20 protein-coding genes are annotated in these 19,762 nt (G+C 63.1%); 11 read left to right on the forward strand and 9 right to left on the reverse strand.

Annotation, left to right across the window (positions count from 1 at the left end; all coding sequences use genetic code 11):
* Nucleotides 1-21 precede the first annotated feature (21 nt).
* Entirely contained in the window at nt 22-834 is an 813-nt protein-coding gene (pyrF, locus tag PCA31118_RS13180; RefSeq protein ID WP_150625615.1) for an orotidine-5'-phosphate decarboxylase, read from the reverse strand.
* A gap of 182 nt (nt 835-1,016) precedes the next feature.
* Nucleotides 1,017-1,979 carry a magnesium/cobalt transporter CorA gene (gene corA, locus PCA31118_RS13185; RefSeq protein WP_044457114.1) on the reverse strand — a complete coding sequence of 321 codons (963 nt, stop codon included), beginning with the start codon at nt 1,977-1,979 and terminating at the stop codon, nt 1,017-1,019.
* Nucleotides 1,980-2,296: 317 nt separating this feature from the next.
* Here corA and PCA31118_RS13190 point away from each other — a divergent pair, with 317 nt between their 5' ends.
* Complete coding sequence (locus tag PCA31118_RS13190) at nt 2,297-3,172, forward strand: mechanosensitive ion channel family protein (protein WP_150625616.1); 876 nt, start codon at nt 2,297-2,299, stop codon at nt 3,170-3,172.
* 37 nt (nt 3,173-3,209) lie between these two features.
* Here PCA31118_RS13190 and mtgA read toward each other — a convergent pair whose 3' ends face one another.
* From mtgA to mpl, 7 genes are all read right to left on the reverse strand, one after another.
* Nucleotides 3,210-3,959, reverse strand: a complete 750-nt coding sequence (gene mtgA, locus PCA31118_RS13195) for a monofunctional biosynthetic peptidoglycan transglycosylase (protein ID WP_150625617.1) — start codon at nt 3,957-3,959, stop codon at nt 3,210-3,212.
* Between the two features lie 9 nt (nt 3,960-3,968).
* A complete protein-coding gene (gene aroE, locus PCA31118_RS13200) occupies nt 3,969-4,841 on the reverse strand; it encodes a shikimate dehydrogenase (protein ID WP_150625618.1) in 873 nt (290 codons plus the stop codon).
* Between the two features lie 100 nt (nt 4,842-4,941).
* Complete coding sequence (gene lpxO / locus PCA31118_RS13205) at nt 4,942-5,838, reverse strand: lipid A hydroxylase LpxO (protein WP_150625619.1); 897 nt, start codon at nt 5,836-5,838, stop codon at nt 4,942-4,944.
* 189 nt (nt 5,839-6,027) lie between these two features.
* Nucleotides 6,028-6,987, reverse strand: coding sequence for an energy transducer TonB (locus tag PCA31118_RS13210; protein ID WP_246190209.1), 960 nt, complete (start codon nt 6,985-6,987; stop codon nt 6,028-6,030).
* On the reverse strand, nt 6,981-9,239 hold the full coding sequence (locus tag PCA31118_RS13215) for a ribonuclease catalytic domain-containing protein (RefSeq protein WP_150625620.1): 2,259 nt from the start codon (nt 9,237-9,239) through the stop codon (nt 6,981-6,983). Before PCA31118_RS13215 ends, PCA31118_RS13210 begins: the two co-directional genes overlap by 7 nt.
* A gap of 77 nt (nt 9,240-9,316) precedes the next feature.
* The gene (locus PCA31118_RS13220; protein ID WP_150625621.1) at nt 9,317-9,928 is read right to left on the reverse strand and encodes a YqiA/YcfP family alpha/beta fold hydrolase; all 612 of its coding nucleotides are present in this window, start codon (nt 9,926-9,928) and stop codon (nt 9,317-9,319) included.
* 83 nt (nt 9,929-10,011) lie between these two features.
* Complete coding sequence (gene mpl / locus PCA31118_RS13225; protein WP_150625622.1) at nt 10,012-11,394, reverse strand: UDP-N-acetylmuramate:L-alanyl-gamma-D-glutamyl-meso-diaminopimelate ligase; 1,383 nt, start codon at nt 11,392-11,394, stop codon at nt 10,012-10,014.
* Nucleotides 11,395-11,522: 128 nt separating this feature from the next.
* Between mpl and PCA31118_RS13230 the strand changes: the two genes are divergently transcribed.
* The 10 genes from PCA31118_RS13230 (at nt 11,523) to PCA31118_RS13275 (ending at nt 19,680) form a co-directional block, all read left to right on the forward strand.
* Nucleotides 11,523-12,179: a UDP-N-acetylmuramate--alanine ligase gene (locus PCA31118_RS13230; RefSeq protein WP_150625623.1), complete on the forward strand. Its 657-nt coding sequence runs from the start codon at nt 11,523-11,525 to the stop codon at nt 12,177-12,179.
* Nucleotides 12,180-12,355: 176 nt separating this feature from the next.
* Entirely contained in the window at nt 12,356-12,880 is a 525-nt protein-coding gene (locus PCA31118_RS13235; protein WP_150625624.1) for a TlpA family protein disulfide reductase, read from the forward strand.
* A 134-nt stretch (nt 12,881-13,014) separates the two neighbouring features.
* Nucleotides 13,015-13,461, forward strand: a complete 447-nt coding sequence (aroQ, locus tag PCA31118_RS13240; RefSeq protein ID WP_039393255.1) for a type II 3-dehydroquinate dehydratase — start codon at nt 13,015-13,017, stop codon at nt 13,459-13,461.
* 71 nt (nt 13,462-13,532) lie between these two features.
* Nucleotides 13,533-13,994, forward strand: a complete 462-nt coding sequence (accB, locus tag PCA31118_RS13245; RefSeq protein ID WP_150625625.1) for an acetyl-CoA carboxylase biotin carboxyl carrier protein — start codon at nt 13,533-13,535, stop codon at nt 13,992-13,994.
* A 99-nt stretch (nt 13,995-14,093) separates the two neighbouring features.
* Nucleotides 14,094-15,455 (forward strand): acetyl-CoA carboxylase biotin carboxylase subunit, encoded by a 1,362-nt coding sequence (gene accC / locus PCA31118_RS13250; RefSeq protein ID WP_044457124.1) that lies wholly within the window; start codon nt 14,094-14,096, stop codon nt 15,453-15,455.
* A gap of 24 nt (nt 15,456-15,479) precedes the next feature.
* Nucleotides 15,480-16,373 (forward strand): 50S ribosomal protein L11 methyltransferase, encoded by an 894-nt coding sequence (gene prmA / locus PCA31118_RS13255; protein WP_150625626.1) that lies wholly within the window; start codon nt 15,480-15,482, stop codon nt 16,371-16,373.
* Between the two features lie 39 nt (nt 16,374-16,412).
* Nucleotides 16,413-17,480, forward strand: coding sequence for a DUF3426 domain-containing protein (locus tag PCA31118_RS13260; protein ID WP_150625627.1), 1,068 nt, complete (start codon nt 16,413-16,415; stop codon nt 17,478-17,480).
* Nucleotides 17,481-17,512: 32 nt separating this feature from the next.
* Nucleotides 17,513-18,013 carry a thiol peroxidase gene (tpx, locus tag PCA31118_RS13265; RefSeq protein ID WP_150625628.1) on the forward strand — a complete coding sequence of 167 codons (501 nt, stop codon included), beginning with the start codon at nt 17,513-17,515 and terminating at the stop codon, nt 18,011-18,013.
* Nucleotides 18,014-18,245: 232 nt separating this feature from the next.
* Nucleotides 18,246-19,181 (forward strand): carbohydrate kinase family protein, encoded by a 936-nt coding sequence (locus PCA31118_RS13270; protein ID WP_044457128.1) that lies wholly within the window; start codon nt 18,246-18,248, stop codon nt 19,179-19,181.
* A gap of 19 nt (nt 19,182-19,200) precedes the next feature.
* Nucleotides 19,201-19,680 (forward strand): outer membrane lipoprotein, encoded by a 480-nt coding sequence (locus tag PCA31118_RS13275; RefSeq protein WP_150625629.1) that lies wholly within the window; start codon nt 19,201-19,203, stop codon nt 19,678-19,680.
* Nucleotides 19,681-19,762: the final 82 nt, after the last annotated feature.

A 19,762-nucleotide genomic window follows, 5' to 3' on the forward strand; every position in this document is an offset into this window, starting at 1 on the left:
CGTCGGCGCGTGCGTCGACGATCAACGATAGGCGTTGATGCTATCGCGCGTCTTTTTCGCAGCCTCTGCGGCCGCTTGTGCAAAGTTCTCGTCGCGACCGGCATAAATGATGGCGCGCGAGGAATTGATCATCATGCCCGTACCGTTGGCCGTACGCCCGGCGCTCACCGTCGCTTCGACATCTCCGCCTTGCGCTCCGACGCCCGGAATCAGCAACGGCATATCGCCGACAATGCTGCGCACGGCCGCAATTTCCGCCGGGAATGTGGCGCCGACGACCAGACCGATCTGGCCACTCGTGTTCCACGGCCCTGCCGCCAGTCGCGCCACTGTCTGATACAGCGGCTTGCCGTCGACATCCAGAAACTGCAGATCGCTGCCGCCCGGGTTGGACGTGCGGCACAGCACGATCACCCCTTTTTCCGCGTGCGCCAGATACGGTTCGAGCGAGTCGAAACCCATGTAGGGGTTCACCGTCACGGCGTCCGCGCGATATCGCTCGAATGCCTCACGGGCATATTGCTCGGCAGTGCTGCCAATGTCCCCACGCTTCGCATCCAGAATCACGGGCAGGCCGGGGTGATTGGCATGGATATGCGCGATCAGTTGTTCGAGCTGGTCTTCGGCGCGATGCGCTGCGAAATAGGCGATCTGCGGCTTGAACGCACTGGCGTAAGGGGCGGTGGCATCCACGATCTGTCGGCAAAACTCGAAAATCGCGTCCGATTTGCCTTGCAGATGTGCGGGAATACGCGACGGCTCGGGGTCGAGACCCACGCACAACAGCGAATTGTTGCGCGTCCAGGCGGCGTTGAGAACTTGGGTGAATGTCATGACGGTGTTCCAGCGGGGTTCCGACGGTGGTAAGCCGGCGGCAATGATTCGAGACGGGTCCGATCCAGCAAGGCCGCCATTTTACCTGCTCGGCCGCCTTGCTTCGTCAGGTTCCCGTCGCTCGCGTCGGAAACCGTCGTTGACACAACGTCATGTCGACGCGCTCGCACGCCTCAGGCAACTCAGTCGAGCCAGCCGCGATGGCGGAAATACAAGAACGGCGCGATCGCCGAGAGGATCATCAGACCAATCGCAAAGGGGTACCCCGCCTCCCAGCGCAGCTCCGGCATCATCTGGAAGTTCATGCCGTAGATACTGGCGATGAGCGTCGGCGGCAAAAACGCGACTGCCGCCACCGAGAAAATCTTGATGATCTTGTTCTGGTTGATGTTGATGAAGCCGATGGTGGCGTCCATCAGGAAGTTGATCTTGTCGAACAGATACGCCGTGTGGTTATCGAGCGACTCGATGTCACGCATGATCTGTTTGCCTTCCTGATACTGCTCATCCTTGAGCATGCGGGCGCGCATCAGGAATGAGACCGCACGTCGCGTATCCATGACGTTGCGCCGGATACGACCGTTCAAGTCTTCCTGGGCGGCAATGCTCTCAAGCGCCTTGGCAGCGTCGGCGTCGGTGAGGTTCTTGCCGAGCACGCGCTTGCTCACCTCTTCGAGCGCGGCATACACGCCTTCGAGCGAGTCGGCCGAGTACTCGGCGTCCGTCGAATAGAGATCGAGCAGCACATCCATCGCGTCACGCACCGAGCCGGGACGAATCCGCGCGCGCATGCGCACCAGACGGAACACCGGCAAATCTTCGTCGTGCACCGAAATCAGCAGATCCTTGACCACGACGAAAGCCACCGGCACGTTGCGCGACTGTTCTTCGTCGTCAAGCAGGAAATCGGTACGGATATGCAATACGCCGTCATCGTCCTCGTAATAACGCGCGGATGCTTCGATGTCGGTCACTTCGTCCCGTGACGGCAGTTTCACCTTGTAGGCGTCTTCGACCCAGCGGCGCTCCTCTTCGGATTCGCTGTGCAGGTCGACCCAGACCGGCGTAACGCTGGCCAGATCACTGGGATGGTCGCAAGTCACCTGTTGCAGGCGGCCGTGGTGGATGACGAAAGCGTTGATCAAACGAAGTTCTCCCTGCTTCAAGGCGACGCCAAGTGTAGCAGCCGCGCCACAGTCACGCCAATGGCGGCACGCTGCGGCACAGCGACGGCATGCCGCCCATTGTCGGTCGCCACCGGAATCGTTCGTAGGAATGGTCCTAAATTGAGTGAATTCGGAGGTTTCGGCAAGCCACCGTCGCGGGGACGTCGAACCAATCTACGCACTTTGCGTCAACCTTGATATCGACCATAGGGATCGACATCCTCTCCGGCATCCTGCAAGGCACGCACGCCATGCCAACGACGCCAATCACTGCAATCCACAGGGAGACATGATCCATGACGGAAGTCACCACCCCGCTCACGTCCTTCGACGCCGTGATGGGTTTCCTCGCGGCCAACGCCGTTCACTACGGCCTGACATTCGTGCAGGCCGTACTGATTCTGCTGCTCGGCTTCTGGATCGCGAAACGCCTGTCCCGCCTGATTCACAAGACGCTTAGCCGCTCGCAGCATTTCGACGCCACGCTCAAGCCGCTCATCGAGTCGGTCGTCTTGTGGTCGGTACGCATCATCACGATCATCGCGGTACTGGCGCAATTCGGCGTGCAGACCGCCAGCATCATCGCGGTACTGGGCGCCGCCGGTCTCGCCATCGGCCTCGCTTTGCAAGGCACGTTGCAGAACATAGCCGCCGGCACCATGCTGCTGGTGTTGCGCCCGTTCCGTAATGGCGACTATGTGACCGCAGGCTCGGCAGTCGCCGGCACGGTAGAGGAAATCGGCCTCTTCACCACCACACTCACGAATGCCGACGGCATTTATGTCTGCGTGCCCAACAACCAGATCTGGGGTCAGCCGATCACGAACTACAGCCGTAACGCGACGCGTCGCATGGAAGTCACCGTGGGCATCGCGCTCGACGACGATCTCGATGCCGCCATGCAGGCATTGCGCCAACATGTGACCGACGACGAACGCGTTCTCGACACCCCCGCCCCGGAAATCATGGTCAAGCAAGTCAGCGACAGCGCCGTGATCCTGAACGTGCGCGTCTGGTCGTTGCTGGGCAACTACTGGGGTCTGTACTGGGACCTGCAACGTAGCGTGAAGGAAACCGTGGAGGGTGTCGGTTGCTCACTGCCCTACCCGACGCGCACGGTGGTGCAGGTGCCGCCGCAGGTCATCCCCGACTCGGCGCAACCGCGCCACTGATCGCCATTGATCGCCGGTATTCTGCCAATCGAGACGACTACTGCGGCAACTCCGCCGCGCCCATACGTCGCGCAATCACGCCTGCGCGTTGCGCGAGATACGGCGAATTGCGGTGTGAGTCGAAATAGCGCGGGCGCGGCAACATGACCGCGAGCCGCGCGGCCTGCCAGGGCGAGAGCTTTGACGCCGGAATGCCATAGTAGTAACGTGCGGCCGCCTCTGCGCCGAACACGCCCTCGCCCCACTCCACCGAGTTGAGGTAGATCTCGAAGATGCGCTGCTTGTCCATCCAGAATTCGAGCATCCACGTGATCGTGAACTCCTCGGCCTTGCGCAGATAGCTCTTCTCGCTGGACAGAAAGAGGTTCTTCGCGAGTTGCTGCGAGATGGTCGATCCGCCTGCGACGATACGTCCCTTCTTCTGATTTTTTTCCCACGCACCGAGCATCGCGTCGATCTCGTAACCATCGTGGTTCACGAAATTCGCGTCTTCACTCGCAATGATCGCGCGCTTCAGATTGCGCGAGATCTGGTCGTACGGCACCCACTGATGCTTGAGGGTCGCTTTCGGGTCGGTCTCGTGCAGGCGCGCTTCGGCCGCACGCATGAACGCCGTCGATTGCGGATCGAAGCGCACCCACCAGCCGATTTGCAGGAAGTAATAGAGCTGTGTCGCGAGTACCCCGGCGATCAACAAGGTGACGAAGTAACCTGCCCATTGCCAGGGTCCCCACGTACGCTTGCGCGCCGCGCGGGAGGAACGGGAAGTGCGTCGCTGGGCAGCCATCGCCGACGTTCAGCCTTTGGCGTTCAGGCGCGCGCGCAGCGCGGCGCGCACGGTGTCGGTCGACGGACGCACGCCCCGCCACACGGCGAACGCCTCCGCAGCCTGCTCGACGAGCATGCCCAGACCATCTGCCGTGCGGGCAGCGCCAGCTGACAGCGCGTGCGACATGAAGACGGTCGGCTGTGCGCCGTACATCATGTCGTATGCGAGCGACCCGGCAGCATACGTGCCCGCCGGCAACGGCGGGACTTCGCCCTGGAGGCTCCCGGCCGTGGCATTGATCACGACGTCGAATCCCTGCGGCACCGAGGTCCACCCGCCGCCGGCGAGCGCCACATGGTGACGGCTGGCTGCGTCGGCAAATCGCGCGACGAGTTCGTCTGCACGCGCCGCCGTCCGGTTGGCGACGAAGAGCGAGGCGGGCTTCGCCTCGATCAGCGGCAGCATGGCGCCGCGCGAGGCGCCACCGGCGCCGAGCAGCAAAACGCGGCGACCTGCGATCGATACCCCGAGCGGTCCTTCGATATCGCGTACCAGCCCGACACCATCGGTGTTGTCGCCGGTAATGCCGCGCGCATCGAACACCAGCGTGTTGACGGCGCCCGCCGCCTGGGCTCGCTCGGTCAGCCGATCGGCCAGTGCATGCGCTTCCAGTTTGAAAGGGACAGTGACGTTGGCGCCGCGCGCCCCTTGCTCGATGAAGACGCGCACCGTAGCGGCGAACGCATCGAGCGGTGCAAGCAGACGTTCATAGGTCAGGCGCTGTCCGGTCTCGCGCGCAAACGCCGCATGAATGAACGGCGACTGGCTATGTTCGACAGGATGACCGATCACAGCGTAACGATCGGTGGGCGATTCCCCGGCAGGCGTTTGGTTTGTCATCTTTTTTCAAAGACGCGGCGCCTGGCATTACGCTCAGGCGCCGCGATGTCATGCAGCAAATAGGGTCGCGGGTCAGTGGCGACGATCTAGCGGGCGATGATCACAAGAGGATCCAAAGCAGGATACCGCCGAACAACGCCCATTTCACCGCATAGTACACGTAGCGGTTCCACGCCTTGAGGCGTTTGCCGACGAGGCGGATCGAGTAAATGTACTTGAACGCCCGGTTCAGCCCGCCGGTGCGGTCCCCCGCCTCGTTCGGCGACGCCGCCGCCCCCACCAGATGGCGGCCGAACCAGTGGTTCACGCACTGAGCCCAGCGATACTTCATCGGACGCTCAACGTCACAGAACAGGATGATACGGTTGCGGCCGCTCTGGTTCTCGGCGTAGTGAATGTAGGTTTCGTCGAACACCACGCCTTCGCCGTCGCGCCAACTGTATCGCTGCCCGTCCACGTCGAGATAGCACCGGTCATCGTTCGGCGTGACCAGTCCGAGGTGATAACGCAGCGATCCCGCATACGGATCGCGATGACGCACCAGCCGACTGCCATGCGGCAATTCGGCGAACATGGCGGCCTTGACCGTCGGTATCTTGCGCACGAGTTCCGTCGTTACCGGACACAGATCGCTCGCTGACGGGTGCGCATCGTCATACCACTTCAGGTAGAAGCGCTTCCAGCCACTCTTGAAAAACGAATTGAAACCGACATCGTTGTACTGATCGGACGCTTTGATGCGGCGGGTGTCGAGCAGCGACATCGCTTCGGCACGGATCGCTTCCCAGTTCTGGCGCAACGGTTCGAGCTCGGGGAAGTGATCGGTCTTGAGATAGGGCGTCGTCGGCACGCGAGAAAACGCGTACATGAACACGTTCAGCGGCGACAGAAACGTCGAATGGTCCGAGAGCTGGCGGAAGAATTTATGGCGAACCTTACCGCGGAAATGCACGTATACAGCACAAGCAGCAATGATCGCCAGAACAATCCATTTCATGGCGGACTTTCCAAATCGAGGCAAACCTCGCAATTATAAAAACGTTTGGAAAGTTTTTCCGTGCACGATCCCTGCGTATGGACACACTGTGCCGATGTGCGAGAGGCGCTTCCATGCTTCCACGCCATGCTCGGCCATCAGACGCCCCTCTGACGACCGATTTGCGGCGGGCAAGCGAACGGGAGCGGTCTACTGAACGTTGCCGCTTGCGGGAGCGCCGAGCGTTTGTGCCTGCACGCCCTGCCGCGAGAAGGTCATACGCGTGACGATCTCCAAAATGTCGTATCGCTGCTTCATTTCCGGCGAGAAATCGCCGAACGGCGCACTGGCCTGCACGATGGCGACGGCGCGCCGATCCAGATCGCGATTGCCCGAGCTACGTGTCACCTCGACACCTGCGACGTTCCATCCGTCTTTGTGATACCCGAGACCACCGCGCTGATTCACATTGAGCGTGACGATCAGTTCACCGTAGAGACGCTCATTGCCAATCTGTGGAAAGTGTTCTGTGCCGTAACGCTCCACCCGGTGGCGGAGTGCGTCGAAATAGCGTGCGTACGCGACTTCACGCGTGTTTGCCGTCACCTGACCGCGTTTGGGACGCGTCTGATACGCACGCAACTGCTTGTCGATTTCGGCCTGCAAACGTGCGATCTGTTGGTCGACGGTCTGGTCGTCCAGACCCTGGCCTCGCTGCGGCGAGTCCGTGCGGTGACGCTGCGCCTCCGGCGAGGCGGCGTACTGGCTGCGAAGCTGCGAGAGCAGCTTCTCCTGCATGGCTTCCAGATCGCTCACATTGCGCTGAATCTGCGCGACCGGCGCTCCATCACGCTCCACCGCACGCGACGGCAACGGCGAGGTCGCACGTTCGCCGTCGTGTTCGCCGCCACCCACGAGATTGGCTTGCGCCAGCGCGGTGGCCTTCTCCGGTGCGGCGGCCGACTTGGCGTTCACGAGCACCACTTCGAGCGGGGTATCCGCGCTGTGCAATCGGAAGCTGTCCGGTGCTACGAAGTGCACGGCCAGCGCGAGCAGATGCACCGCGGCCGAGAAGAGCAGGCCGGTGGCAAGCGGATGGGCGCGCATGAGGGACCAGCCGCGGCGACGCGCCGCGACCGGATTACCGGAAGGCAGTGCGGGTTTCAGCACGCGGGACTGGCCGACGCGTCGAGGGCGCCCGCGGCCATCAGCGCCGCCGAGCGTGGCGATGCCTCGTGCGAGATGCCGCCGGTCAACGCCTGTGCCGAAGCGTGGGCATCGGTGGTGTCGTCGACTCGCGCCATCGCCGAATCGTCACCGGCGTCGGCATTGCCCTGCGCGCGGGCGTTGCCACGCGCCTCGTTCGTGTCCGTGCCATCATCGGTATCGTCAGCGTCATCGGAACTATCGATACCCTCAGTACCCTCCGGCGCATCAGCGCCGTCAGTACGCTCGCCGCCCTCGCCACCGTCACCCGCACCGCCATCGCCGCCATCGCCGTCATCGTCGTCATCCGCGAGCGCGCTCTGGCTCGCGCCGAGCACCTGCGCGACACGCACCGAGATACTGAGCGTGACGACATCGAACGACAGTACGTCGAGCATGATCTGCGTGCCCCGGGCATGCAGACCGAGCCCGGGCACGATCAACGTAAGCGGAATGTCGTTCAGACGAACGGTGTCGCCCTTGAGCACGCTCGCCTGCACCTGCGACTTGTTTTCCTGAATCAGCCAGCGCATGCACCAGTACCGCTCCATGCGGCTCTGATGCTCGCCATACGCCGCGTATGCAGCTTCGAAGCTCGACACGGTGGCATACAGGTCGGCATCCTTCGGCTTGAAGGGCGCTGCGAGCTTGGCGGTCACACCGTGGCGCACACAGGCGATCAATTGCCACTGATTCACCAGATCGACATAGCGACGCAGCGGTGAGGTGCTCCATGCATATTGCTCGACACCCAGCCCTTCGTGCGGTGCGGGCGATGTCTGCATGCGCGTGCGGTTCACGCCATAGGCCCGCTGTGCACGGTAAATGCCCGGCACGCCGCATTCGGCCAGCAGACGCCCCCAGCGACTGTTCGCAAGGATCGCCATTTCAGCAACGATCAGATCGAGCGGCGCGCCACGCAGACGCTGCCTGATCGTGATGTGCTCGCCGTCGACGTAGAAATTGAAGTCGGTCTTGTTCTGCACTTCCGGGCGCAGGCCATAGCCCACGCGCGCGGCCTGACGCTTGTCATACAGCGACTGCGCGAACGGCCACAGCAAACGCAGCGCTTCCTTGTGCGGATAGTCGCCGGTGCCGTCGGCCAGCGTTTGCGCCGTAATGACCGAATCGAGCTCGTCGTGACGCAGGTTCGCGGCGATGGGCACGCGTTCGGCGCGCGTCTCGGTCGTCACGATGTCATACGTATCGGCCTTCACGACGACGTATAGCGACAGCGCAGGACGTGCACCGCCCTCGGCGAGCGTATAGGCCTCGACCACCGAATCGGGCAGCATCGTGATCTTTTCGCCCGGCGCGTAGACCGTGGACATGCGCGCGCGCGCAATCTCGTCGATGGCGTCGCCCCGCGTGATGCCCAACGCCGGCGCCGCGATGTGGATCCCTACGCGCAGCAGTCCATCGGGCAATACCTGCACCGAGAGCGCATCGTCGATTTCCGTTGTCGTCGAATCGTCGATGGAGAACGCCTGCACGTCGGCAATCGGCAGATCGTCGCCCGGCAGCGGGATCGGTCCCACGTCGGGGAAGCCGGTGCCACGCGGAAAGTGTTCGTAGAGAAACGCTGCTTCGTGATAGGCACGCGGCGACGCGATGCCGCCGCAAGCCAGCATCACCTCGGCATGCGTCTTGCCCATGGCAATGCCGGCCGCCTCGAGGGCCTTCCATTCGATGGTGTTCTTGTCGGGACGGAACAACAGTTGCAGTTCCTTGCCCTTGAGCGCGTCCGGCAGCGTACCCGCGATCATCTGCTCGACGTACGATGCCTGCAACTCGGCTTGTTGCTGCTTGCGCGCGAGGCCCGCAAGCGCGGCTTCGAGCTGCTCCTGACCGGCGCGCTGGTACTGTCCCCGGCCCTTGCGACGGAAATAGATCGGCGAGGCCTGCAAGGCCAGCGCCAGACCCGCCTGCTGTGCGACGCTCGCCCCTTCGCCGAAGTATTCGGCGGCGAGCACCGGAAACGCAAACTCATCGGCCGGCGCGCATTCCCACAGGAAACTCATGTCGATGTCCTGTGCGGCAGCCTGCGCCTGCGCGATCAACTCGGCGGGGGTGGGCGACTCGAAACGCAACAGGACATCACGTCCCTTGATCTTGCTGCGACGCCCGCCAGGCAATTCCACCTGATACGACTCGCCCTGCTGCGACAACACCGTGCCAGCCTTGAAGCCGCCGGATTCCTCAAAAAAAATGTTCATGAAACAGCCATCGATCGCAATAGGCGATATTGTAGCCCGCCAATGTACGGCGGTTTAGGGCAGAACGGGCAAACGTGTCAGTCGCCCGCGCAAGGGCTTGCTGTGTCTGGCGCCGCAGGAATGTCGACGCCAGCAAAGCGCAGCACGTCGTCCATATAGTTCTCGAAATCGGAAATCCCGTGGTCACTGCCCTCGATCAGCGTAAGCTTCGCGCCCGGAAACTTCGCGACCATGTCACGGTAGTCCAGCGTCTGGTCGCCCGTAGCCGCCACAAGGTAGTAGCGTTCGGGGCGCGTGATCCGTGCCACGTCGATCATGCGTAGTTCGTCCAGATGACGGGGTTCGACGACGATCGTTCCGCCACCGTGCCACAGCGGTTGTTCGCCGAGCCACTTCCCCAGATCGTCGTACGGGTGCGTGGCGGGATTGAGCAGCACGGCACGGCAACGCAGTTTTTCCGCCAGATACGTGGCGTAGTACCCGCCCAGCGAGCTGCCCACGATGGTCAGCTCGTCGGCGCTCACGCCGGCCAGCAAGCGCTGCGCATCGACGACCGCAGCCAGCGGCGACGGCGGCAGCTGCGGGCACGCCCAATGCTGGCCGAGGCCCAACCGATGCATGCGTGCGGCCATCAGTTGCGCCTTGAACGAACGCGGCGACGAACGAAAGCCGTGCAAATAGAGAATCATGTCAGTCCCGAGAGAACCCAGTCAGTATGCGCATTCGCGCCGACTCCGGGCAACGTTGCCCGAAGTTGCCCGCGATTGCGTGCTCAGCCGCGCGCAGCCAGCGCATCCAGTAATTTCTGATGGATCCCGCCGAAGCCGCCATTGCTCATCACCACGATCTGGTCACCCGGTTGCGCAGCGGCGCCGACAGCGCGCACCAGGCCGTCGATGTCGCTGAATGCTTGCGCGCGGGCTCCCAGCGGCGCCAGGGCTTCTGCAAGATTCCAGCCCAACGCGTCCTTGCCGGTCGGTGCACCATAGCCGAACACGAGATCGGCGTCGGCCAGACTGGCGGGCAACTGCGCCTTCATCACGCCCAGCTTCATGGTGTTCGAGCGCGGCTCCAGCACCGCAAGGATGCGGGCGTGGCCGACACGCCGACGCAATCCGGCAAGTGTCGTCTGAATCGCCGTCGGATGATGCGCAAAATCGTCATAGACGGTCACACCGCCCGCTTCGCCGCGCACTTCCATACGACGCTTCACATTCTGGAATTTGCCCAGCGACGCAGCGCCCTGCTCCGGCGGCACGCCCACGTGACGTGCGGCAGCCAGCGCTGCCAGCGCATTCATCCGGTTGTGCTCGCCCTGAAGCGCCCATTTCACCTCACCGGCGGCCTTCGGCCCGTGATGCACCCAGAACGCCTCCTGTCCGGGTGCAAGCGCCTCGTTTGCCTGCGCGACATGCCAGCCATCGGCCACGCCGAAACGCTCGACCTCGCTCCAGTATCCGCGTGCCAAAACACGCTCGAGCGCCGGTTCGCGACCGTTGACGATCAGGCGTCCCTGCCCCGGAACGGTTCGCACGAGGTGATGAAATTGCGTCTCGATCGCCGCAAGATCCGGGAAGATATCAGCGTGATCGAACTCCAGGTTATTCAGAATGGCCGTGCGCGGATGGTAGTGCACGAACTTCGAACGCTTATCGAAGAACGCCGTGTCGTACTCATCCGCCTCGATCACGAAGAAATCGCTGTCGGTCAGCCGCGCCGAAATACCGAAGTTCATCGGCACGCCGCCCACGAGAAATCCCGGTTGGTAGCCGGCATCTTCCAGAATCCAGGCGAGCATCGAGGTTGTGGTGGTCTTGCCGTGCGTGCCCGCCACTGCCAGCACCCATTTCTTGGACAGGACATGCTCGCCAAGCCATTGCGGGCCGGACGTATATGGCAGATTCCGGTTCAGGATTTCTTCCATGAGCGGATTGCCGCGCGACACGACGTTACCGACCACGAACAGGTCCGGTGCCAGCGACACCTGGTCGGCGTCGAAACCCTCGATCAGACGAATGCCCTGCGCCTCGAGCTGTGTGCTCATCGGCGGATAGACGTTGGCGTCGCAACCCGTGACGGTGTGACCGGCCTGACGTGCGAGGACTGCCAGACCGCCCATGAACGTGCCGCAGATGCCAAGAATATGAATATGCATGGATGGGGAGCGTGGTGAGAACGGGTCGAGCCCGTGCGGGAAATGGGAGTAAATGGAAGTGCCGAAAACTGAGGGTTCCATTGTACCTGCGGCGCGAAGCCCAAGGCCTTTCGGGTATCATCGTCCGCATGACACGCAAATCCTGGACCGATGCCCAACGCTTGCGCGAGGAGATCGCGCTGGCCGCCGCGCGCCTCATCGCCGAAGAGGGAGCCGACTATGCGAGCGCGAAGCGCAAGGCAGCGAAACAAGTCACCGGAGAGACGCGAATTGCGGGCGAATTACTGCCGGATAACGACCAGATCGAGGCGGAAGTGCGCGAATATGTGCAAACGTTCCTCTCGGACACGCAGCCGGACGAGCTCGCACACCTGCGCCAGGTCGCCCTGACGGTCATGACGGAGTTCGCGCGTTATCGCCCATACATTACCGGTGCGGTATACAACGGCACGGCAACAGCGCTATCGGACATCTACTTGCAGGCTTTTTGCGACAACCCGAAGGAAGTCGCGATCGACATGCTTAATAGAGGGATTGATTACGAAGTGTCGGAGAGCCGTCATTTCAATGGCCGAGGCATGGTCGAAACGCTGAGTTTCCTGTGGCGCGAGCGCGGTCAGCGCGGCGAACCGGCCGGGGTGCATCTGTCCCTTTACGGCACGGACGACATGCGCGGGGCGCTCAAGGCTTCCGACGGGAACGGTCGCCCGGTCCGGACCGACGCTGAGGGACTACGTGCCCTGATGGCCGAGGCCGAAGCCTCACGTCACGAACACAGCCAATGATTTCGTCGCGGTCCGCCGCAGGTTCGCAGCGGGTTCTGTGCGAGATGGCGGCAAGATCGCGGCTAAATCAGTGCCAAATGAGTGCAAAGTCGCCACCGGATCTCCACTAATGCTTCGCAATTGACGTTCCTGTTTCGTTTACCGTTGATTCCCGAATCTTCCGCCCCCTACATATCATGGCAAAACGCATCGCTATTCTCGTGATCCTGGCATTGATGGGACTGGCGGCCGGTTTCTGGCTCGGCCACCGGAACCAGCCGACGCCCAACGCGTCGGACGCCGCCGTCGCCCAGTTGCTCGCCACCCGCCTGCCAGACCTGAAAGGCAACGATCAGGCCATATCGCAATGGAACGGGAAGACGCTCGTCGTGAATTTCTGGGCGCCGTGGTGCGGGCCCTGCGTGGAAGAAATGCCCGATTTGCAGGCGCTCTCGACGGAATTTGGTACCAAAAACGTTCAATTCGTCGGTATCGGCATCGATACGGCGCAAAACATGATCGCGTTTGAGCAAAAGGTGAAAGTCGACTACCCGTTGCTGGTGGCAGGCTATGCGGGCACCGACCTCGCACGCGCGCTGGGGAACAAGGCCGGTGCGTTGCCTTTTACCGTCGTGATCGACCCGCAGGGGCGAATGCACTACGAGAAGCTGGGCCGCATTACGTCGGACGAGGTCCGCTCGGCGCTCAAGCCGCTCATCTGACCCTACGTCGAAAAGCGCCCTGCCTCGGGAAGCCCCGCCGGACGTGACTGGCGGGGGCTGCATTTTCGCCCCACTGGACAAAATCCACCAACTGGCGTTTAATTGCGCCCAATTTCGTGAAATTTGATTCGCCGATGCCTCACCGCATTCTCGTGCTACACGGCCCCAACCTGAACCTGCTCGGTACTCGCGAGCCGGAGGTGTACGGTCGCACGACGCTGGCCGACATCGACTCCGCCCTTGTGGCGCAGGCCCAGACGGCGGGTGCCGAGGTGGCGACATTCCAAAGTAATCACGAAGGGGCACTGGTTGACCGGATTCAGGCGGCACGCGGCGAGTCGATCGACTTCATCGTCATCAACCCTGCGGCCTACACCCACACAAGCGTGGCAATTCGCGACGCGTTGGCCGGGGTAGGCATCCCGTTCGTCGAGGTTCACCTCTCGAACGTTCATGCGCGCGAAGCCTTCCGGCATCACTCGTATTTTTCCGATATCGCGCAAGGTGTCATCTGTGGCCTGGGCTGGCGCGGGTATACCTACGCACTCGATTTTGCCCTGCGGCGACTCGCCGGCGGGTAGTCCTCTCTCATCCCCATTTCCTCTCGCGGGACGTTGCGCCCGCGTCGATACAGAATCAAGGAGCTTCCTTCATGGATTTGCGCAAACTCAAGACGTTGATCGACCTCGTGGCCGAATCGGGTATTTCCGAGCTCGAAGTCACCGAAGGCGAAGGCAAGGTCCGTATCGTCAAGGCGCCCCCGCAAGTCATCGCCGCCCCGATGCAGATGGCCATGCCGGCCGCCATGCCGCAGGTCGCTGCGCAAGCGCCCGCCGCCACGCAAGCGCCCGCAGCGCCCGCAGCACCGGCCACGCCCCAAGGCCATATCGTGACATCGCCGATGGTTGGCACGTTCTACCGCGCCCCGTCGCCGGGCGCCGATCCGTTCGCGCAAGTTGGCGACTCGGTCAAGGAAGGCCAGACGCTGTGCATCATCGAAGCGATGAAGCTGCTCAACGAGATCGAGTCGGACAAGGCCGGCGTGATCAAGGAAATCCTCGTCGAGAACGGTCAGGCCGTGGAATACGGTCAACCGCTGTTCGTGATCGGCTAATGCCGGTTGTCGGACGCCCCGCCCGCACGGTCTTGCGCCATTGCGCGGCATCGGGCGTCCGGCCCCGCTCCTCTCCCCATTCGGGCAGGACTGCACATAATGTTTGAAAAAATTCTCATCGCCAATCGCGGCGAAATCGCCCTGCGCATCCAGCGCGCGTGCCGCGAGATGGGCATCAAGACCGTCGTGGTCTATTCCGAAGCCGACAAGGAAGCGAAGTACGTCAAGCTCGCCGACGAAGCGGTCTGTATCGGCCCGGCCCCGTCGCCGCTGAGCTACCTGAACATGCCTGCGCTCATCAGCGCGGCCGAAGTGACGGACGCCCAGGCGATCCACCCGGGTTACGGTTTCCTCTCCGAGAATGCCGATTTCGCCGAGCGCGTCGAGCAATCGGGCTTCACGTTCATTGGCCCGCGCCCCGAGACCATTCGCCTGATGGGCGACAAGGTCTCGGCCAAGCAGACCATGATCAAGACCGGCGTGCCGTGCGTGCCCGGCTCGGAAGGCGCGTTGCCCGAAGATCCGAAGGAAATCGTGCGAATTGCACGCCAGGTCGGCTATCCGGTGATCATCAAGGCCGCAGGTGGCGGCGGTGGTCGCGGCATGCGCGTGGTGCACACGGAAGCGGCGCTCGTGAACGCGGTCAACATGACGCGCGAAGAAGCTGGCCGCGCCTTCGGCAACCCGGAAGTCTATATGGAGAAGTTCCTCGAGAACCCGCGCCATATTGAAATTCAGGTCCTCGCCGACAAGCACAAGCAAGCCATCTGGCTGGGTGAGCGCGACTGCTCGATGCAGCGTCGTCACCAGAAGGTGATCGAAGAGGCGACCGCACCGCTGATTCCGCGTCGTCTGATCGAGCGCATCGGCGACCGCTGCGCTGACGCGTGCAAGAAGATGGGTTACCTCGGGGCCGGTACGTTCGAATTCCTGTACGAGAACGGCGAGTTCTACTTCATCGAAATGAACACGCGCGTGCAGGTCGAGCATCCGGTCACGGAAATGATCACCGGCGTCGACATCGTGCAGGAACAGATCCGCATCGCGGCTGGCGAGAAGCTCGCCTATCGCCAGCGCGACATCCAGTTCCAGGGGCACGCCATCGAGTGCCGTATCAACGCCGAAGACCCGTTCAAGTTCACGCCGTCGCCGGGCCGCATCACCGCCTGGCATATGCCGGGCGGCCCCGGCATTCGCGTCGACACGCACGCTTACAACGGTTACTTCGTGCCGCCTAACTACGACTCGATGATCGGCAAGCTGATCGCCTACGGTGCAACGCGTGAGCAGGCGATTCGCCGCATGCGTGTGGCGCTGTCGGAAATCGTGGTCGAAGGGATCCAGACGAACATTCCGCTGCACCGCGAATTGATGCTCGACGCCAAGTTCGTCGAAGGCGGCACGAGCATCCACTATCTGGAACACAAGCTGGCGCAGAAGTCTGCCGTCGGCGGTAATTAAGTTATTTAGCTGGAAACACTCGCCATGTATCGCGAACTCGTCGTAGAAGTTGCCCGCGCGCAGGCCGAAGCCCTGTCGGACGCCCTGCTCGATCTGGGCGTTCTGTCGGTCTCGGTGGAAGACGCGGACGCCGACACGCCCGACGAGCAACCGATGTTCGGCGAGCCGGGTCTGACCCCGCCCGACACCGCGTGGCAACGCTCGCGCGTGGTGGCTCTGGTGGGCGAAGATCAGGACGCCGCCGTGTTGCTCGCGGCGGCGGTCAACGAACTGGGCCTCGCCGAGTCACCGGCTTTCACATTGCGTGACGTGGAGGAGCAGGACTGGGTGCGGCTCACGCAATCGCAGTTCGAGCCGATGCAGATCGGCCAGCGGATCTGGGTCGTGCCGTCATGGCACGACGCCCCGGACACCGACGCCCTCATCCTGGAACTCGATCCCGGCCTGGCGTTCGGCACCGGCAGCCATCCGACCACGCGCCTTTGCATGGAATGGCTAGAGCAGCACGTGCAGGCCGGTCAGTCGCTGCTCGACTACGGTTGCGGCTCGGGCATTCTGGCAATTCTTGCGCGCAAGTGCGGCGCCGACCCGGTCATCGGGATTGACATCGACCCGCAAGCCGTGGAATCCGCCCGTTACAACAGTGAACGCAACCACGCCCCGGTCGAATACGGTCTGCCCGACGACCTGCGCGATGGCCGGTTCAATATCGTGGTCGCGAACATTCTGTCGAATCCGCTCAAGCTGCTCGCGTCGATGCTGACGTCCCGCGTCGCACCGGGCGGGCGGCTTGCACTGTCCGGCGTGCTGGAACGGCAGGCTGACGAAGTGATCGCGGCTTACGCGCCCTATATGAAGATGTCGGTCTGGCGCGCTCACGACGGCTGGGTCTGCCTGCACGGGCAGGCCTCAGGCTAAACAGCGCAACGCGCGCCGAGTCTCCCGAGTCTTCCATCCATGACCCAGTCCTCGCGCGTTCTCGCCACCCGCTGCCCGCACTGTCACACGGTCTTTCGCGTCGTCGCGGATCAGCTCAAGCTGCGCGACGGCCTCGTGCGTTGCGGCCATTGCCGTGAGGTGTTCGACGGCCGCGCCTATCTCTGCGATCCGCCAGCCGAGGAACACGAAACGCCGGTAAGCCATGGCGTTGCTGCGCCGTCGAACGCCGCAGCGCACGAAAGCGCCCCCGTCGCATCGAATGCAACGTCCTCTCCCGCGGCGGGGTCAGCGTCCGGCAGCGACAAGCCGATCCCGGAAATGCTCACGCCCACGGCCATCGCCGCCCTGCTCGGCACGCCTGACGAGAGCCGTGCGCAGATGCAGCACGGCCCGGGCCGTTATATGGACGATGTGGACGACGATCCCACCGTGCTGAGTGCGCCGACGGCAACGCCGTCTCGCATCGAAACTTCATCGCCCCATCGCAGTGAAGCCCAACGGCGCCCCGGCGCCGCTCGCGCGATCTGGCGCGTGTTGATGGCGCTCGCCGTCGTCGGTCTGCTCGGTCAGTGGGCGTGGATCGAGCGCGCCGCGCTCGTGGATCGCGTCCCCGCGTTGCGTGGCGTGTTCGCCGCGATCGGCAAGCCCCTGCATGTGATGATCGGCTTACCGCGTGTGCCCGATCAGATCCAGATTTCGAGCGTGACGCTCGTGACCGACACCGCGGGATCGGGGGGAGCGGTGGATGGCGATGACGCGGCGGCGTCCGCCGTCGAGGCAACGGCCAGTGACGCGGTGGCCGCGTCCGACGCGCCTGCCCCCACCGACGCGGTCCCGATGACGCTGACCGTCTTCGTGCGCAATCAGGCCGACTACGCGCTGGCGTGGCCATCGCTCGAACTCACGCTCTCGGACCTCGACGGCAAGCCCGTGGTGCGTCGCGTTTTTTCAGCGAATGAATACGTCACCGGAGCAAGCATGCGCGAAGCGGGTCTGGCACCACGCAGCGAACGCACGATTCGGTTACGATTGTCGGCGCAGGCAGCGCTAGCCAGTAATTACCGGGTGCTCGCGTTCTATCCCTGATAGCGCTGTTGCACTCAACCTAGGAGAGATAGATGTCCCAAGTCACGCTCGGGGGCAACCCCATCGAAGTCGGCGGTCAGTTCCCGCAGAAGGGTCAGACCGCACCGGCACTGAAGCTGGTCAACGCCAAGTTGCAGGACGTCACGCTCGATGACTTCGCAGGAAAGCGCAAGGTCCTCAATATCGTGCCGAGCCTCGACACGCCGACGTGCGCCACGTCGACCCGCAAATTCAACGAAGCCGCGGGCAAGCTGGAGAACACCGTGGTGCTCGTGATCTCGGCCGACCTGCCGTTCGCCATGAGCCGCTTCTGCGCCACGGAAGGTCTGAACAATGTCGTCACGCTCTCGACGATGCGCGGCCGCGAGTTCCTCAATCACTATGGCGTCGAGATCAAGACCGGCCCGCTCGCCGGTGTGGCCGCACGTGCCGTGGTCGTGCTCGATGCCGACAATCGTGTCGTGCACGCCGAGCTGGTGCCGGAAATCAAGAACGAGCCGAATTACGACGCCGCGCTTGCCGCGCTCTCGTAATTTCGCGAGCGCGTGATGCGATCACGCGCTGCTGCGGTCTGACGCATGCTGCCTGCGCGGCATCCGTCGGATCGCGCAAACGCCAGCATTCGCAGGCCCGTAATTCCCGCGCCGATGCACGACACGCACCGGCTCGTTTTTTGTCCAGCGGCGCAGGACAGCATGACCGGTCATCACCGTCGGCGATCCTCCGTTGGCTCTTCCCCCGCTTACTTTTCGCAAGGAAATTCCCGTGACTACCGTGATCTGCGGCTCGCTGGCCTACGACAACATCATGACGTTCGAAGGGCGCTTCGGCGAACATATCCTGCCTGATCAGGTGCACATCCTGAACGTCAGCTTCCTCGTGCCGACAATGCGCCGCAACTTCGGCGGTTGCGCCGGCAATATCGGCTACAGCCTGAAACTGCTCGGCGGCACGCCCGTCGTCATGGCCACGGTCGGCGAAGATGGCGCGGCATACCTGGAGCGATTCCAGTCGCTCGGCATGACGACGGAATTCGTGCGCACGGTCACGGACAGCATGACGGCCAATGCGATGATCACGACCGATCTGGACAATAACCAGATCACCGCCTTCCACCCCGGCGCGATGATGTTCTCGGCGCGCAACCGCGTGGCCGATGCCAAGGGCGCCACGCTCGGCATCGTCGCCCCGGACGCCCCGGATGCCATGCTCACCCACGCCGAAGGTTTCGCAGAAGCCGGCGTGCCCTTCGTCTTCGATCCGGGTCAGGGCCTGCCGTTGCTCACGCCCGAGGCACTGCGTCGCATGGTGGAACTCGCAACGTATCTTGCGGTCAACGACTACGAAGCCAAGCTCCTCAGCACGAAGACCGGACTGTCGATGGAAGACCTTCAGTCGCGTGTCGAGGCACTTGTCGTCACGCGCGGAGAACACGGGGCCCAGATCTTCGCCGGCGGCAAGCAACACGACATTCCTGCCGTGACCGCCAAGCGTGTCGTCGACCCCACCGGGTGCGGCGACGCATTCCGTGGCGGTTTGCTCTATGGCATCGAGAAGGGCCTCGACTGGCCGACCACTGGCCGCCTGGCCAGCCTGATGGGTTCGCTCAAGATCGCCGAGCAGGGCCCGCAGACCTATGCACCCACGCGCTCGGAAATCGAAGCGCAATATGAAGAAGCGTTCGGCCACCGCTTCGAATGATTTAAGGAAAGGCACAACGATGGCACGACTCACCACACCGCTCATTCTCATCGCCGCCGCCGCGTCGCTCTCGCTGTCCGCCTGCACGGCGTTCGGTCCGAGCAACTCGGCAAGCGTCTACAGCAGCCGTCAGGCACAACGCGAACAGGTCGTGCGTATGGGCACGGTCGAATCGGTGCGTCCGGTCACGATCGACAGCAGCAACGGCGACCCGGGCATTCTCGGCATTGCCGGTGGCGGTGCGCTGGGCGCTATCGGTGGTAGCGCCATCGGCGGCGGCCGCGGCTCGATTGCGACGGGTATCGTCGGCGGTCTGCTCGGTGCAGTGGCGGGTCAGGCGATCGAGAGCCGCATGAGCAAGAAGGCCGGGCTGGAAATCACCGTGCGCCTCGACAACGGCGAGTTGCGGGCCATTACGCAAGATGCCGACGAGGCATTTCAGCCGGGGCAGCGCGTGCGTCTGCTCTCGAGCGGTGGCGTGACACGTGTGACGCACTGACCTGCGTCGATGTCCCGACATCGCGGGCGGCTTCGGCCGCCCGTTTTCGTTTCCGCATGAAAAAACCCGCTGTGACGATCGC

The organism is Pandoraea captiosa (genome assembly GCF_902459775.1).
In the GTDB taxonomy this organism is placed as follows: Bacteria; Pseudomonadota; Gammaproteobacteria; order Burkholderiales; family Burkholderiaceae; genus Pandoraea; species Pandoraea captiosa.

Bases quoted from the DNA above. Each gene is read 5' to 3' on its own strand.
- aroQ (WP_039393255.1), top strand. From the start codon at position 13,015: ATGCCTCACCGCATTCTCGTGCTACACGGCCCCAACCTGAACCTGCTC.
- tpx (WP_150625628.1), top strand. From the start codon at position 17,513: ATGTCCCAAGTCACGCTCGGGGGCAACCCCATCGAAGTCGGCGGTCAG.
- accC (WP_044457124.1), top strand. From the start codon at position 14,094: ATGTTTGAAAAAATTCTCATCGCCAATCGCGGCGAAATCGCCCTGCGC.
- aroE (WP_150625618.1), bottom strand. From the start codon at position 4,841: ATGACAAACCAAACGCCTGCCGGGGAATCGCCCACCGATCGTTACGCT.
- PCA31118_RS13190 (WP_150625616.1), top strand. From the start codon at position 2,297: ATGACGGAAGTCACCACCCCGCTCACGTCCTTCGACGCCGTGATGGGT.
- lpxO (WP_150625619.1), bottom strand. From the start codon at position 5,838: ATGAAATGGATTGTTCTGGCGATCATTGCTGCTTGTGCTGTATACGTG.
- PCA31118_RS13215 (WP_150625620.1), bottom strand. From the start codon at position 9,239: ATGAACATTTTTTTTGAGGAATCCGGCGGCTTCAAGGCTGGCACGGTG.
- PCA31118_RS13260 (WP_150625627.1), top strand. From the start codon at position 16,413: ATGACCCAGTCCTCGCGCGTTCTCGCCACCCGCTGCCCGCACTGTCAC.
- PCA31118_RS13235 (WP_150625624.1), top strand. From the start codon at position 12,356: ATGGCAAAACGCATCGCTATTCTCGTGATCCTGGCATTGATGGGACTG.
- prmA (WP_150625626.1), top strand. From the start codon at position 15,480: ATGTATCGCGAACTCGTCGTAGAAGTTGCCCGCGCGCAGGCCGAAGCC.
- mtgA (WP_150625617.1), bottom strand. From the start codon at position 3,959: ATGGCTGCCCAGCGACGCACTTCCCGTTCCTCCCGCGCGGCGCGCAAG.
- PCA31118_RS13220 (WP_150625621.1), bottom strand. From the start codon at position 9,928: ATGATTCTCTATTTGCACGGCTTTCGTTCGTCGCCGCGTTCGTTCAAG.
- mpl (WP_150625622.1), bottom strand. From the start codon at position 11,394: ATGCATATTCATATTCTTGGCATCTGCGGCACGTTCATGGGCGGTCTG.
- pyrF (WP_150625615.1), bottom strand. From the start codon at position 834: ATGACATTCACCCAAGTTCTCAACGCCGCCTGGACGCGCAACAATTCG.
- PCA31118_RS13275 (WP_150625629.1), top strand. From the start codon at position 19,201: ATGGCACGACTCACCACACCGCTCATTCTCATCGCCGCCGCCGCGTCG.
- PCA31118_RS13230 (WP_150625623.1), top strand. From the start codon at position 11,523: ATGACACGCAAATCCTGGACCGATGCCCAACGCTTGCGCGAGGAGATC.
- accB (WP_150625625.1), top strand. From the start codon at position 13,533: ATGGATTTGCGCAAACTCAAGACGTTGATCGACCTCGTGGCCGAATCG.